We start from the raw sequence: 17,093 nt of genomic DNA on the forward strand, positions 1-17,093 counted from the left end.
ACTGCCACCTCCTAATAATAGCGCCGGGCTGCGCACAGCTCTTCTTCATAAAGCGTTCCTTTTAATTCAATCAGTTCGACGGTTTTACCCGTTTTAGGTGAATGAAGCATTTTTCCTCTGCCATAACAAATACCAACATGGTGGATAGACCCCTTCCCTTTTTCATAAGCGAAAAACAATAAATCTCCGGGTTGAATAGAGTCTAATCCTACTTCTTTGCCTTTCCTTGCTTGATCGGTGGCATCTCTTGGAATAAGATAGCCGTTTGCTTTATGAGTAGCATAGGCAAACCCGGAACAATCATATCCCCAAGCACTCATACCCCCCCATAAATATGGAAGATTCAAAAACTGTTCTCCTGCTGCAATAATCATATCTCCAGTTCCTTTTGTTGTTTTACGGTTTCTATCCTCTATTACAACAGCATCTTGACGTTTTATTCTCCCAGTGCCAACCGGTGTTTGAACCTCTAGCCATTCTTTATCTTCTTTTAAAAGAGGCAGCTGCGTTTGATAACTAATTTGCAAGGCTTCTTCCGCTAGCTGCAGTGTCGCAATCGCTGCTGATACCACTGCCGTTGGTTTATTTAATGGAGAATATTCAGCTTGGGAAATCAGTTGGTGGAAAGGAACCCACCCGGGATATCCTCTTTCATCTTTAGAAGAAAACTGAGAAGGAATAACGATTTTTGCCCATTTACCTTTCAGTTCCGTTACATATACTTCTTCTCCTAGTAACAGCTGCGTTTGAACTAAATTTTTCTCACAAAGCTCCAACCGACGTGTATACGTTAATTGCTCCAGCCATTTATCTAGTTGTACTGGGACACTTGTTGCATTGTCATCTATTTCTCTGCAAGAGTCACAGGAAGTCCACACAGTCGCCACAGCCACACAAACGTAATACGTTTTTTTATCCATCACTTATTTCTCCTCCCTGCAGGTTTAACCTTCAGCGTTCGACTTTATCTTTTGGTAATGTAATACCGGATTCAAATTCCACCATTTGTTCATAAGTCGACATCGTGGCATAACTTCCAATTCCCACAGCTGTTTGAGGCGAGCAATGCCCGATGCGAAACCCTCTCATAACAGGCTTTTTTAAAGAAGTCAGGTAACTTGTTAATGCCTCTTCTAGTGAAAGCGACTCTGTACGTTTTTTAGGATAGCAGTTATGGAAATCTCCGATAAGAATTCCCGCTGCATCCTGCAGTTTATTGGCCATATACAGCTGTGTCATCATGCGGTCAATTTCATACGGCTCTTCGTCAATATCTTCAATAAATAAAATTTTATTTTTCGTATCTAGTTCAAATGGAGTGCCAAGCGTGCTCACGAGCAAAGTCAGATTTCCTCCTATCAGCTGACCAGTTGCTTCTCCTTCACAAATAGTGTCGAGCGGGCTAATTTGATCCGTATAGTAAAAAGAACGGTGAGAAAATAATTGATAAAAAGCTTGCTTCGTCTCTATATGAACATCTTCTTTTCCGATATCCGACGAAAGCATTGGCCCGTGAAAGGTAACCAAACCTGTGCGCTGATGAATAGCGGTATGTAAAAACGTAATATCGCTATATCCCCAAAAAATCTTTGGGTTTTGCTTAATTAAATTGTAGTTTAATTGCGAGGCAAGCCTAGCAGTCCCGTACCCTCCGCATGCACAGATAATTGCCTTTACTTCCTTATTGGCAAACATCGCATGTATATCGGCTGCTCGCTGTTCATCAGTCCCTGCCAAGTACCCGTTTTTTTTATATAAATGCGCACCCGTTACTACGTTTAATCCTATTTCCTTCAAATATTCTAGTCCTTTTTTTAGATTGTGCTGATTAGGCGGACTAGCAGGTGCAATAACAGCTACTGTATCACCTTTTTTTAATCGTTTTGGTTTGATCATTTGCTACACTCCTTTTGTGTAAAGAAATGAAGAAAGTGAAACTTGGGTCAGAAGGGAATTGAAATCCCCTCTGACGAAAAGTTCCACTTTACTGTTTATCTGCCCACTTCAAATCTAAATAGCCAACAGGATGACGAACAATTCCAGATACGTTATCTTTTATTAAAAACACATAGTTGTAGAAATGAATAGGAATGATCGGCATCTCATCAAATAAAATACCTTCTACTTTATACATAAGCTCAAAACGTTTTTTATTATCAGTTTCATTCATAGCTTGTTTAATTAACTTATCATATTCTTTATTGCTCCAAGCTGTACGGTTCATTGAATGACCCGTCTGGAAGCTCTCTAAAAAGTTGATTGGATCTGCATAATCAGCTAAAAACGAACTTCGTGACAGCTGAAACTTTAACGCTTTTTGTTCTTCTTGGAAAACATTCCATTCCATATTGGCAAGCTTCACATCTACACCTAGATTTTCTTTGAACATTTGCTGAAGTGCTTCTGCTATTTTTTTATGTGTATCGTCTGTACTGTATGTTAGCGTAATAGCTGGCAGCTTTTTATATCCTTCTTCTTTCATTCCTTTTTTCAGAAGTGCTTTTGCTTCTTTGCCATCTGTTTTTAGTAAGTCGCCGCCTGTTTTACGGAAATCCTTTCCATCTGCATCTTTAAATCCGTATGATACAAACCCGCGAGCTGGTTTTTCTTTATTTTTTGTAACAAAATTAACAATTTGATCTTGATCTACAGCCATTGCGAATGCTTTACGGATATTTTTGTTTTGAAAGGGCTCTTTATCTAAGTTAAAGCGATAGAAGTAAGTTCCCGCTTGGTCTTCGATATGAACATCTCCATCTTTCAACAGCTTTTCACTTAAATCCGATGGAATTTCAGAAACATCTAGTTCTCCATTTTGATACATTTGGTATTCTGTGTTTGTATTTTCAACAATTGCCCATTTTACCTTATCGAGCTTTACATTTTTAGCATCCCAGTACTGATCGTTTCTTTCCATTACTAGATTACTGTTATGCTTCCATTGAGTTAATTTGAAAGGACCATTAGCAACAAACGAATCTGCTTCTGCAAACCATTTCGGATTTTTTGTTGCTACTTTTTCATTAATTGGAAAAAACGCTGGATTGGAAACTACGCTTAAGAAATAGGCTTGCGAACTTTTAAGCGTAACTTCAAAAGTTTTGTCATCTAGCGCTTTGACTCCTACTTGATCAGCACTGCCTTTACCCGTATTAAATTCTTCTCCACCTTGAATGAAATAGCCTAAAAACGCCGCTGGAGAACCAGTCTTAGGATCTAACAGCCTCTTCCATGCAAACACAAAATCACTTGCTTTTACGTCATCTCCATTTGACCATTTAGCATCTTTTCGCAAATGAAATGTATAGACTTTTTTATCGTCAGAAATATCCCATTTCTCGGCCATTGCTCCTTCAGGCTCATCGCTTTTTCCTAAACGAGTCAGCCCCTCCATTAAGTTATTAAGCATATTCCATGAATATGAATCAAACCCAATAGGCGGATCAAAAGACGTAGGTTCTGCGCCATTATTCATATAAAGGACCTTACCGTCTTCTTTTGCTGTACTGCTTTTCTTTTCTGGCTCCGCGCCTGAATCTTTTGTGGCCGTACAGGCAGCAAGTGCAAATATAAGTACACACATCATTAGTAAAGACCCTATTTTTTTCATCATTTTCCCCTCTTTCATAAGTTCGCTATTCATCTATAAATCTAGCTTATAGTTGTTACAAATTTTTGGGCTCTCTCATCTTGAAGCCAGCAGTGCACTTGGTGACTTTCTTTCAGCTTTGTCGACGTAGGATACATGCGATCACACACTTCCATTACGTAAGGACAGCGAGGTGCGAACGAACATCCAGATGGAGGTGCAAATAAATCGGGAGGTGAGCCTGCAATAGGCACAAGCTCACTTTCGTATAGATCTAACCGAGGAACTGAACGCAGCAATCCTTTTGTATACGGATGCTGCGGCGTATAAAAGATGTCTCTTCTTGTTCCAATTTCTACAATCTTTCCTGCATACATTACGGCAACACGGTCAGCTACCTGAGCAACTACACCTAAATCATGGGTAATTAAAACAATGGAGACATCCGTTTTCTGCTGAATATCCTTAAATAATTCTAAAATCTGCGCCTGTATCGTGACGTCAAGGGCTGTGGTAGGTTCATCAGCAATTAGCACTTCGGGGTTGCATACAAGGGCCATTGCAATGACAATACGCTGTCTCATTCCCCCGCTAAATTCATGAGGATATTGCTTTAGGCGTTCTTTAGGATTTGGAATTCCGACTAGCTCCAGCATTTCAAATGCTTTTTCTTTGGCTTTTTCTTTTGAAATGTTTTCATGTTGCATAATATTTTCTGCAATTTGCTCACCTACGCGAAGAGTTGGATTAAGCGCAGTCATAGGATCCTGAAAAATCATCGAAATATCAGCGCCTCGAATGTCTCGCATTTTCTTTTCTGATAGTTTTGTTAAATCCTGGTCTTTAAATAAAATAGAGCCGCTTGTGATCCTGCCCGGAGGTGTTGGAATTAACCTCATGATACTTTGAGATGTTACGCTTTTTCCGCAACCTGACTCTCCTACAATCGCTAGGGTTTCTCCTTTATGTAAATCAAAACTAACGCCTCTTACAGCTTGAACTTGCCCTCCGTAAGTTGAAAACTGTACGTGTAAGTTTTTGATTCGGATTATTTTTTCCATTTGCTTACCTCCTTAATTTCGGATCAAGTGCATCTTGCAGTCCGTCTCCAAGGACATTAAAAGCAAACATGGTAAGAGAAATAAAAAACGCGGGAAAAAACAAACGCCACCAATAGCCTGATAGAATCGTTGATAAACCATCGTTTGCCATTACTCCCCAGCTCGCATAAGGAGCCTGTACACCCAGCCCTAAAAAGCTTAAAAAAGCTTCAGCAAAAATGGCAGTTGGTACGGTTAGTGTCATTTGAACGATAATCGGTCCCATCGTATTTGGAAGCAGGTTTCGCTTAATGATACGGCTTGTTTTTGTTCCAAACGTTTTGGATGCAAGCACGTATTCATAGTTTTTTATTTGCAATACTTGCCCCCGTACAATTCTCGCCATCCCGATCCAACCTGTAACGGAAAGTGCCACAATAATCGTAGAAAGCCCGGGTCCCATGACTACCATTAGTAAAATTACCACTAATAAATAAGGAAGACCGTATAAAATTTCAATTACGCGCATCATGACATTATCTGTTTTTCCTCCTTTATAGCCTGAGAAGCCCCCGTAAATGACACCGATGATAAAATCAATAAGCGCTGCCATCAGCCCTACAAATAAAGAGATTCTAGCCCCGTACCATGTCCGAGTGTACATATCTCTGCCTAAGTCATCCGTTCCAAACCAATGACTAGCTGAAGGAGGAAGGTTTTGCTCTGTAAAAGAGGCTTTCGTTACGCTGTAGGGTGAAAACATAGGACCGAATATAGCCATCACAACGAGGATGACTAAAAAAAAGAGACCCAGCATGGCCAACTTGTTTTTTACAAGCCTGCGCCATGCATCATGCCAATAAGAAAGACTCGGCCTTACAACTGCTTCGGCTTCAGATTTCTTTTTTTTCTTTGGCGTAAACCACTCATCAGGAATTTGCTTATACTCCTGTTTTTCCAGCACGTTATCCCTCCTTCTTATACAGTTTGATTCGTGGATCAAGTATTCCGTAAGCAATGTCTACTAAAAAAAGCATAATGATGAGAATCGAACTGTAAAAGACCGTAGTGCCCATAATTACGGGGTAGTCTCTCGTATTAATACTGTCCACAAAATATTTCCCCATGCCAGGAATAGCAAAGACTTGTTCAATAACAAATGTGCCAGTTAATACGCTGGCTGCAATCGTTCCAAGAACTGTTATAACAGGCATTAAAGCATTTCTAAGCGCGTGTTTAAATACAATTTTCATTGGCGAAAGCCCTTTTGCACGCGCTGTTCGAATATAATCTTGAGTCAGTACTTCTATCATGCTTGAGCGAGTCAAACGTGCAATAATAGCCATAGGACCTGTGGCAAGAGCTAGAGTCGGAAGAATCATATGTAAAGGGCTCGTCCACGTAGCAGCGGGTAAAATTTTTAAATTGACAGAAAGCTGTTGAATTAACAAGGTGGCCATAACAAAATTTGGAACCGACAATCCGATAACTGCTATGCTCATCGCAATGTAATCAATTATTCCGTTTCTTCTAAGAGCAGCGATAATGCCTAGTGTAATACCGGAAATCACCGCAAGAATTAACGTCACCATTCCAAGTTCAAATGACACGGGAAACCCTCTTCCTAAAAGGTCGTTAACCGTTTGAGACGGCTGTTTAATAGAAGGACCAAAGTCAAAGGTAACAATGGATTTCAAATAAAGAACATATTGCACAACCAGCGGCTCATCTAAGTGATAAAATGATTCCAGGTTTTTTTGAACTGCATCGCTTGTCGCTCGTTCTTCATTAAATGGAGATCCAGGAATCGAATGCATTAAAAAGAAGGTTAAGGTCACAATTACCCACAGCGTAACAAGCATGGATAAAAATCGCTTTAAAATATAACTTTTCACTTTTATCCCACCTTCTAACAGAATGTTGTGCGCGTAGCTAATTCAGTCATAACAAGCATGGCCTGATAAGCTTCTAAAATATCTTTTGCTTGAAACCGAACGGTCGTCGTTCCAGGTTCAATTTCTGTGCCCGGCATTAAATGCGCCCACTCTGCTTGACCATAATTTGCAAATTCTATTCGTAAGGTTGGGTGTTTAGGTGGAATTAAAGGTTTAACAAGGTGTTTGTGCTGAATAGCTGCGGCTGTTTTTTCTTGAAGTAATTGTTCTGCTTTCTTAGGGGTTAATGTTTTGGCTGCAGAACGTGAAATGGCCTGTTTGACGATAGCAGTCGTCACGTTTGGAATAAGCTGCTGTGCTTCCAGCGCCGTTTGGTCATCACCAGCTACCATTAAAACTGGCACGCCGTAATAGCCTGCGACGTATGCGTTGAAGCCTAACTCTCCAATATTCATATCGTCTATGTACATATTGCGAGCACCAAATATCATTGAATGAGACATGACACCAGGCATGGATGCTTTAGCATGATACCCTAGAAATATAGCACCATCAAAAGTCTGATCTAATCCCTGTACCATTGAATATGGTTTTACGCTTCCTGAAATAAGCTGAGTTTCTGGATGAAGCCGTTCAACAAGGAGATTATTCATACTCGAATGACTGTCATTTACCACAACTTCTGAGCACTTTTCTCTAAACCCTGCATAAATGACTGCATTCGCTTCATCCGTCATTATTTTGCGGCTTCTTTCATAATTCTCTTTCTCTCGCAGAACATTTGTGTGATCGACGAGTCCTGTAATTCCTTCCATATCAACCGACAGGTATAGTTTCATTTGTCTTATCCCTCCTCCTTCCTTGACTGTTAGTCAGTTCATTATAAATTATTCTTATGTTTATAATTTATAATTGTAAGAAAATTATAAATTATCTTTCTTCTTTTTACAACAATATATTGAATCTTTTGACATTTTACTCGTCATCCTTTTAACAAGATATCGCTTACAAATTGGAAATCCCATGGTAAAATAATAGAGCAACCTGTTGGTTCATTCAGCCGCTCATCGGCATTAATTGAGGTGTTAAGAATGTTTCGAGTTTCCATTGCTTCGCTACAATGGTTTTTATTTATGATTTCTAATAGTATGATTGTTCCTATTGTAATTGCTTCTCAGTTTCATTTAAACGCAGCAGATTCTATTCAATTTTTACAGCGAACGTTATTTATTTTGGCTTTATCCGGGCTCTTGCAGGTGTTTATAGGGCATAAATACCCAATCATGGAAGGGCCAGCTGGCGTTTGGTGGGGCGTCTTTTCTCTGTATGCGAGTCTTGGAACCGTTCTGTTTGGTTCTCACTCCGAAACGCTTCGCGTGCTGCAGTTCACCCTTCTTATAAGCGGGATAATTGCTATTTTAATGAGCCTATTTGGTCTCATTGATAAACTAGCAAAATACTTTACTCCAACGGTTACCGGTACATATTTAATTTTATTAGTGACGCAGCTCAGCGGTTCCTTTTTAAAAGGAATGTTTGGCATTACAGAAACGAATTCAGCTATTAAACTTCCAATTGCGCTGACTTCAGCTGCGATTTTGCTGCTGACTTTTTATTTATTATCACACCGGACGTTAAATAAACTCAGCATTATTATTAGTATTGGTGTAGGCTGGGGAGTATTTGCAATGTTAGGGTTAGCTAAACCTATCGAATTTCAGGCGCAGTTATTTTACATACCTAAAGTGTTTGTATTCGGAGCTCCTCGCGTTGAATGGAATATGGTTGTTACTGCTTTTTTTGTAACACTCATTTTAATTACAAACATGCTCGCTTCTATTCGTGTTGTTGAGTCTGTTTATAAACACAAAGGAGAAAAAATTGAAAAAGACAATATTAAACGTTCCGGGATGGTTTCGGGTATAAGCCAGCTGCTTGGAGGATTGTTTTCAGGTGTCGGTGCCGTTCCTATTTCAGGTTCCGGTGGATTTATTTCAGCTACAAATCTTTATAGTCGAGTTCCTTTTATTGTAGCATCGTGTCTTTTGCTTTTTCTGAGTATCTTTACCCCTTTAACGTCCATTATGTCCGCTCTTCCTCCTGCCGTCGGATACGCGGCAATCTTTCCTGTTTTTACAGGTATGATGGCTCTTGGAATTGGAGAATTCAAGCATGCCAAACAGCCCGAAAAAGCAATGAAAAAAGCAGGTATTGCGCTGCTGTCGGGGATAGGGGTTATGTTTTTGCCTTCTCAAGCTTTTTCAACACTTCCTCCTTTAGTTACTACGTTTTTAAGCAACGGATTAGTTCTTGGTACCATTATCATTCTTGCACTGGAAATTTCCGAATCACTTTCGTTGAAAAGACAAGATGCAAAAGAGGGATAAAAAAAGAAGCTGAAACTCAGCTTCTTTTTTTTACCTTTTTACCGTTAATCCTTTTAGTTCATCGTCTTCCATAGCCATTTCATAAAATTCTCCCGTTTCATCGTGCGCTAAAACATAATCCAATTCTTTCTGAGCAGAAGCAGTTTTTCCAAGAACAGCTAGATAGCATGCCAAGTTATAGCGAATAAAAAGATCTTCGTCTCCACTTTCTACTCTGGTTATCATAAGCGAAGCTGCTGCTTCTGTTTCACCTTCTAAATGATACGCGATACCTAAATCGGTATACATCCCTTCATACTCTTGACGCTGTTCAATTGCTATTTGAAGAAGCTGAACAGTTTCATGATAACGTTCCGTTTTATTATACAGTTTTGCTAGTCCTGCATATATGTCAGGCTGATAAATCTCCTGCTGAAGTAATTCTTGAAAAGCTGTCTCTGATTTTTCTACCTCTTCAAGGTTACTCAAAATAAATGCTCGGTATATCTGCAAATCTATATGATTTGGCTGCTGTTTGAGAAGTTTTTGAACTAAGTTTAGCGCTTCATGTGCAGCCTGTTCATTTTCATGGATATTAACGAGTATATTGGCTAAATGATAGGCAACATCAAAATCCCAGCTTTGATGCAGCGATTTTTTCAGCACGGTGATGCTATCTTCAATCAATCCTTTCTCTTCGTAAAAAGCCGCAAATGCATGCACAGCCTCTTTATTATTCCGATCCGTTTTTATGGCAAGTTCATACAGTTCAATCGTTAAGCCAAGCAGCGTAACCGTTTTTGCCTTTGCTTTGAATTTTGCTAAGCTTCGTTTGAAGATAGATCCTTGTTGCTCTTCTACAATCGAATCGGCATACTCATTTAAAGCCTCGGCTGCGTTTTTAAATAACAAACTTTTGCTTTGTTTTTCCATTTTTATCTTTTTTAAATCTGCCGTAAGCCCGGACAGTTTTTTTCCATTTGGAAAGCTAGACATGAACGTTTGAAATAGAGCGTAATCTTCCGGATCCTCACTTAGCAACTCTGTAAGAACTTTTCTAGCTTCTTCATATCTCTGTTCCATGATGAGCCATTTTGCCTGATGATGGCGAATAGCAGGATTCTGTAGATCTAGTTCAAGAGCCTTCTCTAGATACGCTTCAGCCTGTGAAATGTCTCCTTTTAGACGATACACATGAGCCTGGCTATCAGCGAGCCATTGAGGTAGCACAATTTCCTCTACGCTCTTTAATACCTCTAACAGCTCTTCATACTCTTTCTCTGTTTCACAAAGTGAAGCTACGTGCTCAACGTTTACTTCCATAGGATTCAGCTGTATCCATTGAAGCAGCCAATTTCTTTCAGCCGTTCGATTTTGTTCTTCACAAGCCATTTCGGCAAGCTTCATACAAGCGGCTTCAAATGTTTTATCAAGAGTTAAGCACTTTTGGAAGGCCTCTTTTGCTTCAGTGATGCGATTCATTGATTGATATATTTCACCTAGCCGATAATATGGCAAAGCATCTTGCTTGATACGAAGCGCTTGATGATAAAGTTTCTCACTTTTTGTTAGCTGCTTGGCCTGTTCGTATAATATGCCTAAATAGCACATGTACAAAATCTCATTAGGGTGCTCTTGATGTTCTGCAGTTAAAAACTTAATTCCACGAGTCAATAACGCCGTGTCTTCTAAATAACCCGTATATGCTTCTAACACTTCATCTAACGCTGTTTGAGCAAAATGAATTCCCTCTTCATAAAGAGCAAATCCAAACTCTATCGTTTGATTGTCTAGCTCCTTTTGTTTTGCTGCATCTAAAAGCATGCTGCCTGCATCCAACATGACGTCGCTGTTCGATGAAAACTTCTGCGCAATAAGCGTGAGCGTATCAACGGCCGTTAAATGTTCACCTGTTTCTAAATACGCATAAGATAAACCCAAATACATAAGGGCATCTTCCTCTATTTTTAAGCCTTCTTTATACAGAGCAATAGCTTCTTCGTACCTTTGATTCGCGACGTATAAATCGCCTAGTCTTCCTCGAATTGTCATGTCGCCCGGTAGATGCTTCATGCCTTCTTTGAGATAGCTTTCAGCTTCGTCCGTTTTTTCTAGTTGATATTGTAGCAAATCAGCTATCGAAAGATATGGATAAGGAACAGTCGGCAAAAGCTGTTTAGCTACTTGAAACCCCCGGTAAGCTTTACGAAACTTTTTTAAATGTTCATCACAACGGGCTCTTTCAAACCAGCTGTGCGCATCTTTTGGGTTTTCCTTTAATAACGCGTCGAAAAGATTTCTGGCTTCTGCGTATCTTTCTTTCTCCATTAAAATAAGTCCGTGATTGATTTGTGTATAAGATTCATCACTATACATATTTAAGGAAATAGTCGAGCATTCAAAAGCCTTTTCGAGGTTTCCTTGGTACATGTATGCAAGTGCTAGATAGCTCCAGTTCAAATGCTGCTCTACGTCTAATTGCAGCGAGCTGCGCAGTGCTTCAACAGCCTCATCATATTTCTCTTCATCCAGCGCAATTCTTCCTTTAAGATAGTGATAAAAAGAGCTATGCTTTTTGTTATCTATGTGGTGTAACAAGGAAGATGCTCCCTTACTGTCGTCAAGTTTAAAAAAGGCATATGCGGCGTGAAGCTTAAGATAATCATGATTGCTATATTTCTCTAACACATGATTAATACACGTACGAATATAGGCTTCATGCTCTTTTCTGTACAAATGCTTCATACTGTAAATAGCGGAAAATGGAACATGCTCATTTGCTTTTAATAAAGAAACGAGATCGTTAATGTGGGCCTCTTCATCCGCTTCAACTAGTTCGATTAAGTCATACAGCTGACGGATAAACTCATCTTGCTCTTTAGAAAGTGAAGCGAGATCCGCTGCCGCTTTAGAAGCAACAATTGATAAAAACCCCGAATTAGCGTAATGCTGATCAAAATTTTTATATTCTACATATGTTGGACTTAGAAAATTAGCATCTTGTACATGGAAAAGTTCAAGTTCATCATCGTAGCCAAATACAACTTGAACGTGGGAAGCTTGTTCAAATTCCAGACTGACCAAAATAGGCAGCCCTTTGTCTAATAGTTCTTTAAACTGTTCAACTGTGCCTGTGAAAAACATCGCTGCAAAGCCAAGAGATTCAAAGTAGCTCACCGCAGTTGATAATTTGGATCCTAAGCCACCGTAAATACGCGTTCCAATCTCATCCTGTGTTTTTTCGGTATGTAAAAGCCTTAACATCATACTCATACTGGCTGGCACGCAATAATTATCTTTTTGAACGATGGGTACAATCGGAAGCTTGATTGTACTGAATTTATCGTCTGTATGCTTTCCGATTAATTTTTGATAAGGTGAATCTTTTAAACATCGCTTGGTCGAGAGCAGATGCATAAGCTGAGATTGCTGCTGCTGTTCAAAATAAATGTCGGCGCGCAGCAGCGTAAAAAAATCTTGATAATCGTGATAGGGTAACTTTGAGTCGATAAATTCAATCGTTTCAAGCAAGAGAGAATACTCTTTTAAATCTTTTAATCGCATCACTTTATCCATATATAAAGACGGAAGCTGTGGATAGCGAACAATAGCCTCGTTAATTGTTTCAAGCGCTTGTTCATGCTTCCCTTCGTACGCATATAAGTCCGCTAGCATTGCATAGCAAAAATCTCCATTCTCCTTATATGCCGTTCCTTCTTTTAAGCAGGCTTCAGCTTTCATTCTGTCGTTGAGCTGCAAATAAAAATATCCCCATCTGTCAGCCATACCCTTTTGGTTATGTGACGTTACTTGTTTCATCCACTTAGAAGCTTCATCCACTTGTTTCATTTCTAAAAGAATTCTTACCTTTAAAAAATAGATTTTCTCAAGCTGTTCCTTTTTAACTGATTCCGTATCCAGCTGAGAAATTAATAAAGAAAGTCTATCATCAGCGTCGAGTATCTTGCCTTCGCGCAGGAGATCATCGCAATAAAGAGTCACCATTCGAATCGAGCCAAATCGACGATAGCCATATGTCGTTAACATTCGGCTTACACGATTTAATAAAGCCTCATCACAAAAGCGGATAAGCTCGTACAGCTCTTCTTCCGTTTGTAAGTGTGTCAACCATTCTTTCACAATCCCCGCAAGGCTCTTTGGTTGAAGGCTTTGTACTTCTTCTGTTATATACGCTACAAGATCAAATATTTGATAATGATCCACCATGCTTTTTAATTTCTGATAATTTATACTCAATTCAAAACCACCTTATTCAATAAAATAAGAACTATTGCATCTGCTGTCTATAAATTGAAGTATAAGAAATTTCAAGGATTTTTTCTAGACACAATATAAATTTAAGCATATTGACGGGTCTTTAAATAGCAAAGAGCTGTCTTTTATCATAAGACAGCTCCGTAAAATCACACTTCAGCTTTCTTCAGTTTTACGCCGCCTTCAGGTTTTGGTTTGATAGCTTTTAAAACTAAAATGGCACCTACTGCACTAACCCCTAGAGACGTTTGGAACACAGCCATGTCCGACCACTTCATAAGCAATGTATAAAGAGGAGGCCCAGCTGCTACTCCGACAAAGCGCATCGAACTGTAAAGAGACGTAATGGTTCCTCTCTCTTCCTTTTCAATTCCTTCTGTAATAAGTGCATCAAGACTGGGAAGAGCTGCTCCAATTCCAATTCCACCAAGCACTAAAGTGAGTAAAATACTAAAAAGAGACGTATTAAAAAATAAAATGATGAAAGAACATGTTAACAATAAAAAGCCAAAAAAAGCAGACCACTTCATAACGATTTTATTGTTGCCAACTTTTTTCCCCGCCACAAAAGAAGAAATAGATAAAGCGAGCAAAGGAATAGCCATTACCAAGCCTTTTTTCGTATTCACAATATGATAACGCTCCTCTAGTATGGTCGATAGGTAAAATAAAACCCCGAATAATACAAGCATAATAATGGCGCCTAAAATAAAAATAGCCATAAGCCATCCAATATTTTCTTTGAGCGTCTTCTTCAAATCCTTCAAAAACTGCGTGATACTTTTCTTTTTTTGTTCAGATTCAGAAGAACTATCATTTTTCGGAACTTTTACTAAAAAGATAACTAAAAGAATCGAAATAAGGCAAAGAATAGGAATGAACCAAAAAGGAAGAAACCAAATCATAGCCGCTAAAAAAGCTCCCAGTATTGGGCTTAGTACTTTCCCAAACGTATTGGCTGTTTCAATTAAACCTAGTCCTTTTGTAATTTCTTGCTCGTCTTTGAACATATCTCCTACACAAGGCATCACAACAGGCATAGCCCCTGCTGAACCTATTCCTTGAATCGCGCGGCCAATTAAAATAACCCAAAATGGATTGGCCATTTGCCATGAAGCCCAGCCTGTTAAAGCCCCTCCTACTGCAGCAAGCAGCAAACTAGGAATAATAATTTTCTTGCGACCAAATCGATCTGATAAATAACCAGCAATCGGGATTAAAAAAATAGCGAAAATTGAGTAGACCGTGATAATCATGGATACCTGCAGCGAGCTTATCTGTAGACGTTTTTCAATCACCGGCAACACCGGAATTAACATTGAATTTCCGAGGGTCATGATAAGTGGCACAGAAGCAAGAGCAAGTAAATCCAATTTTTTTCTACTTTCCATAGCGTCCTCCAAACCTTACTTCTAATTAACGTCACAATCACACGTTTTTCAATTTAAGCTTTATAAAACTTCTCGTGTTCATTGATTTCAAAGCTTAACTATCTCATTACATAAGATGATGTGTATCTATATTTTTTAGCTAAAAAGGTAATTGCTATTCATGGTTTCACTGTTCTTCTTTAATTTATTGAACTTTGTTATTTATTCTTGTTAATACTTGTAAAAACACATGTCTTTAATCCCATATATGAAGAAGCGTACGAGTATCTCCGTACGCTTCTTCATATATAGGCGTCATCTTATTACACTACTTCACCTCGATGACCATCTCCATCATACATAAACTGTTTATCAATAATATGTTCGATATATATGGTTGTCAAATCGCTTTTTTTCACTTGAGCTACAATTAATCCTAACGGATCACCAATGGTGAAGCTTGTTCCATTTTGAAACATTAACAGCTGCTCATTTAAATGCAATACGCGCTTATAAATTTGTTCTTTCTCTAGGCTGCTGCGGCTCTTTGCTGCTTCGAGCGTTGAAAATAACAAAATGATTTCTTTTCCATTTATTTGTGTACGATACATACACGACCCACTCCTTATCACCGCGTTAAAATTATGCTGACTATACTTTTATTATAAACTAAATTTTCAGTTATTTTTCATCTCACAAGAAATTTTTTTATTAAAAATAGACTATGTCCACGTTAAATAAAATTTAATTTTCAGAAAAGTTAAATTTTAATATTGAAATTTTATTTCTTCTTATTATATAATATAAACAATCATTTACCTCTATTGGAAATGATAATTCGAGTTTCAGCAGCATGATGCTGCACAGTACTAGGGGGATTCAAGTTATGCAAAATGGTAAAGTAAAATGGTTCAACAATGAAAAAGGCTATGGCTTTATTGAAGTTGAAGGCGGAAGCGACGTATTTGTACATTTTTCTGCCATCCAAAGCGAAGGTTATAAATCCTTGGAAGAAGGACAAGAGGTATCTTTTGAAATTGTAGAAGGCAATAGAGGCCCACAAGCCGCTAATGTCACTAAGCTATCATAAATAGATCTTTTTATTTTATAGTAAAAGAGACTCTTTTCTGAGTCTCTTTTTTGTTATACCTAGCGTTTGGCCTCAGTAAGCTGCTGGTCACATGTTTGAATAGACTGCATGCACTGCTGAAGAAATTGCTCGTCTACTCCTGTGCCATGAGCTTTGGCAGATTGAAGCTGTGCTTTTGCATCATTAAGCGCATTCGTTGCCTCTTCAAGCTGCTGAGGACTCATACTCATCGTAGCTGTCCCAATCATCTTTTGAGCAGATTGAATGGACACTTCTACTTGCTTTAAATCATTATATCCTGTTGTTACTTCTTCATTTGAAAACTTATCCATTGAAAGAACACCTCCATATGGATAGAATGAAGCTGCTGCCGACAAATTATACACGCTTACTTTTTAGTCAGCAAATCTCCATACTGCTTAATCTTTTCTCCTACGGTACACTCTTTAATACAAAACGTCTGAGCGTATGTTTTGCCCTTTTCTTTGTTAAACGTTTTTTTTACAAAACAATCACTACAGTAGTAATCCAATAACTCCGTTACTTCTTCTAATAATTGTTTACGTTCCACTCTCGTTCATCTCCATTTCGTTCTGTGTGTTACACTTGCTTCCTGCTAGCAATTGGTATCCCTTGAAGAGCTTGAGTCGCAAGCTGGTCGGCCTCTTCATTTTCCTTCCTTGAAATAGGCTCATATACCGGTCGGATACCAAGTTCCTGCATTTTATCTTCTATTCGATCTAAGTACCGATTAAACTCTTCTTCGAAACAGGGCCACTCCCCTGCAAGCTGATTTAATACAACCTGAGAGTCACCTCTAAACGTTACCGGTATATGATGAACACCAAGTTCCTCAAGCTCTTGTATTAAATAATAAAAAGCAGCATACTCTGCCTCATTATTTGATTCTATCTCTTGCAGTCTTGAGTTTCGTCGTATTCGGTAAGACTGGTTGTTCTGTTTAAAATAAATCACAACCCCAAGCCCCGCTAAAAGCGTATCATGCTCATAGCCTCCGTCAAAATATGCCACAATATCGTGAGGCTCTGTCTGTACTTCCTGTAAGAGCTTTTTCGCTTCTTTTACAGTCCATTTTTGCTGCTGCTCATCAAGTAGAAAAATTTCCTTCGTTCGACCTGTTTTTTCTAAATCACCCACAATCATTAGCGCCTCATTCGCATCTGTGAAATCGGATGTGAAAATTAACTGTTTATGTTTCGAGGATTTATAATGCCATTCAATTTGGAAATTCATAACGAGCATTCCTTTCATCAGCAATTTTGAATTCAACACTTTTTCTGCTTTTTTGTATTTTATCTTCTATTATGTCTTTTCATGACAGTTTTCTTACCTAATAAGCGGATTTTAGCGTTTATACGTGCTAATATAAAATAGCTGAAGTACTTATGATACAATACTATTGATGAAAAAACATGGTTTAAGCTTATATTGTTTTAACAAGGAGGCT

15 protein-coding genes are annotated in these 17,093 nt (G+C 38.7%); 2 read left to right on the forward strand and 13 right to left on the reverse strand.

The window, feature by feature from the left end:
* Positions 1-11: 11 nt before the first annotated feature.
* The 7 genes from ACWATA_RS16875 to dppA form a co-directional block, all read right to left on the reverse strand.
* Positions 12-920 (reverse strand): C40 family peptidase, encoded by a 909-nt coding sequence (locus ACWATA_RS16875; protein ID WP_028414019.1) that lies wholly within the window; start codon positions 918-920, stop codon positions 12-14.
* Positions 921-951: 31 nt separating this feature from the next.
* Positions 952-1,896 carry a S66 peptidase family protein gene (locus tag ACWATA_RS16880; RefSeq protein WP_028414020.1) on the reverse strand — a complete coding sequence of 315 codons (945 nt, stop codon included), beginning with the start codon at positions 1,894-1,896 and terminating at the stop codon, positions 952-954.
* Between the two features lie 88 nt (positions 1,897-1,984).
* Entirely contained in the window at positions 1,985-3,628 is a 1,644-nt protein-coding gene (locus ACWATA_RS16885) for a peptide ABC transporter substrate-binding protein (RefSeq protein ID WP_473050228.1), read from the reverse strand.
* 23 nt (positions 3,629-3,651) lie between these two features.
* Positions 3,652-4,650: an ABC transporter ATP-binding protein gene (locus tag ACWATA_RS16890; protein ID WP_028414022.1), complete on the reverse strand. Its 999-nt coding sequence runs from the start codon at positions 4,648-4,650 to the stop codon at positions 3,652-3,654.
* 4 nt (positions 4,651-4,654) lie between these two features.
* Entirely contained in the window at positions 4,655-5,593 is a 939-nt protein-coding gene (locus ACWATA_RS16895; protein ID WP_028414023.1) for an ABC transporter permease, read from the reverse strand.
* Between the two features lies 1 nt (position 5,594).
* Positions 5,595-6,524 (reverse strand): ABC transporter permease, encoded by a 930-nt coding sequence (locus ACWATA_RS16900; RefSeq protein ID WP_155010275.1) that lies wholly within the window; start codon positions 6,522-6,524, stop codon positions 5,595-5,597.
* 14 nt (positions 6,525-6,538) lie between these two features.
* The gene (dppA, locus tag ACWATA_RS16905) at positions 6,539-7,363 is read right to left on the reverse strand and encodes a D-aminopeptidase DppA (protein ID WP_033578456.1); all 825 of its coding nucleotides are present in this window, start codon (positions 7,361-7,363) and stop codon (positions 6,539-6,541) included.
* Between the two features lie 252 nt (positions 7,364-7,615).
* On the opposite strand from dppA, the gene ACWATA_RS16910 reads away from it, so the two are divergent.
* Positions 7,616-8,911, forward strand: a complete 1,296-nt coding sequence (locus ACWATA_RS16910; RefSeq protein WP_047751354.1) for a purine/pyrimidine permease — start codon at positions 7,616-7,618, stop codon at positions 8,909-8,911.
* Between the two features lie 30 nt (positions 8,912-8,941).
* Here the strand turns inward: ACWATA_RS16910 and ACWATA_RS16915 are convergent, their stop codons facing one another.
* From ACWATA_RS16915 to ACWATA_RS16925, 3 genes are all read right to left on the reverse strand, one after another.
* Positions 8,942-13,147, reverse strand: coding sequence for a tetratricopeptide repeat protein (locus ACWATA_RS16915; protein ID WP_155010276.1), 4,206 nt, complete (start codon positions 13,145-13,147; stop codon positions 8,942-8,944).
* Positions 13,148-13,314: 167 nt separating this feature from the next.
* Positions 13,315-14,556 (reverse strand): bacillibactin exporter BcbE, encoded by a 1,242-nt coding sequence (bcbE, locus tag ACWATA_RS16920; protein ID WP_028414028.1) that lies wholly within the window; start codon positions 14,554-14,556, stop codon positions 13,315-13,317.
* A 302-nt stretch (positions 14,557-14,858) separates the two neighbouring features.
* Complete coding sequence (locus ACWATA_RS16925) at positions 14,859-15,146, reverse strand: hypothetical protein (RefSeq protein WP_028414029.1); 288 nt, start codon at positions 15,144-15,146, stop codon at positions 14,859-14,861.
* Between the two features lie 275 nt (positions 15,147-15,421).
* Here ACWATA_RS16925 and cspD point away from each other — a divergent pair, with 275 nt between their 5' ends.
* Positions 15,422-15,625, forward strand: a complete 204-nt coding sequence (gene cspD, locus ACWATA_RS16930; RefSeq protein ID WP_013056175.1) for a cold-shock protein CspD — start codon at positions 15,422-15,424, stop codon at positions 15,623-15,625.
* Between the two features lie 59 nt (positions 15,626-15,684).
* On the opposite strand, the gene ACWATA_RS16935 is transcribed toward cspD, so the two are convergent.
* The 3 genes from ACWATA_RS16935 to ACWATA_RS16945 are packed head-to-tail and all read right to left on the reverse strand — an operon-like array spanning position 15,685 to position 16,879.
* Entirely contained in the window at positions 15,685-15,957 is a 273-nt protein-coding gene (locus tag ACWATA_RS16935; protein WP_028414030.1) for a DUF2564 family protein, read from the reverse strand.
* A 56-nt stretch (positions 15,958-16,013) separates the two neighbouring features.
* Complete coding sequence (locus ACWATA_RS16940; protein ID WP_013056173.1) at positions 16,014-16,196, reverse strand: zinc-finger domain-containing protein; 183 nt, start codon at positions 16,194-16,196, stop codon at positions 16,014-16,016.
* A 29-nt stretch (positions 16,197-16,225) separates the two neighbouring features.
* A complete protein-coding gene (locus tag ACWATA_RS16945; protein WP_028414031.1) occupies positions 16,226-16,879 on the reverse strand; it encodes a ribonuclease H family protein in 654 nt (217 codons plus the stop codon).
* Positions 16,880-17,093 lie beyond the last annotated feature (214 nt).

Source organism: Priestia sp. USM5 (assembly GCF_058323215.1).

Excerpts from the sequence above, each read along its gene's own strand:
- bcbE (WP_028414028.1), bottom strand. The coding sequence starts at position 14,556 with ATGGAAAGTAGAAAAAAATTGGATTTACTTGCTCTTGCTTCTGTGCCA.
- cspD (WP_013056175.1), top strand. The coding sequence starts at position 15,422 with ATGCAAAATGGTAAAGTAAAATGGTTCAACAATGAAAAAGGCTATGGC.
- ACWATA_RS16875 (WP_028414019.1), bottom strand. The coding sequence starts at position 920 with ATGGATAAAAAAACGTATTACGTTTGTGTGGCTGTGGCGACTGTGTGG.
- ACWATA_RS16885 (WP_473050228.1), bottom strand. The coding sequence starts at position 3,628 with ATGAAAGAGGGGAAAATGATGAAAAAAATAGGGTCTTTACTAATGATG.
- ACWATA_RS16945 (WP_028414031.1), bottom strand. The coding sequence starts at position 16,879 with ATGAATTTCCAAATTGAATGGCATTATAAATCCTCGAAACATAAACAG.
- ACWATA_RS16890 (WP_028414022.1), bottom strand. The coding sequence starts at position 4,650 with ATGGAAAAAATAATCCGAATCAAAAACTTACACGTACAGTTTTCAACT.
- ACWATA_RS16925 (WP_028414029.1), bottom strand. The coding sequence starts at position 15,146 with ATGTATCGTACACAAATAAATGGAAAAGAAATCATTTTGTTATTTTCA.
- ACWATA_RS16880 (WP_028414020.1), bottom strand. The coding sequence starts at position 1,896 with ATGATCAAACCAAAACGATTAAAAAAAGGTGATACAGTAGCTGTTATT.
- ACWATA_RS16935 (WP_028414030.1), bottom strand. The coding sequence starts at position 15,957 with ATGGATAAGTTTTCAAATGAAGAAGTAACAACAGGATATAATGATTTA.
- dppA (WP_033578456.1), bottom strand. The coding sequence starts at position 7,363 with ATGAAACTATACCTGTCGGTTGATATGGAAGGAATTACAGGACTCGTC.
- ACWATA_RS16910 (WP_047751354.1), top strand. The coding sequence starts at position 7,616 with ATGTTTCGAGTTTCCATTGCTTCGCTACAATGGTTTTTATTTATGATT.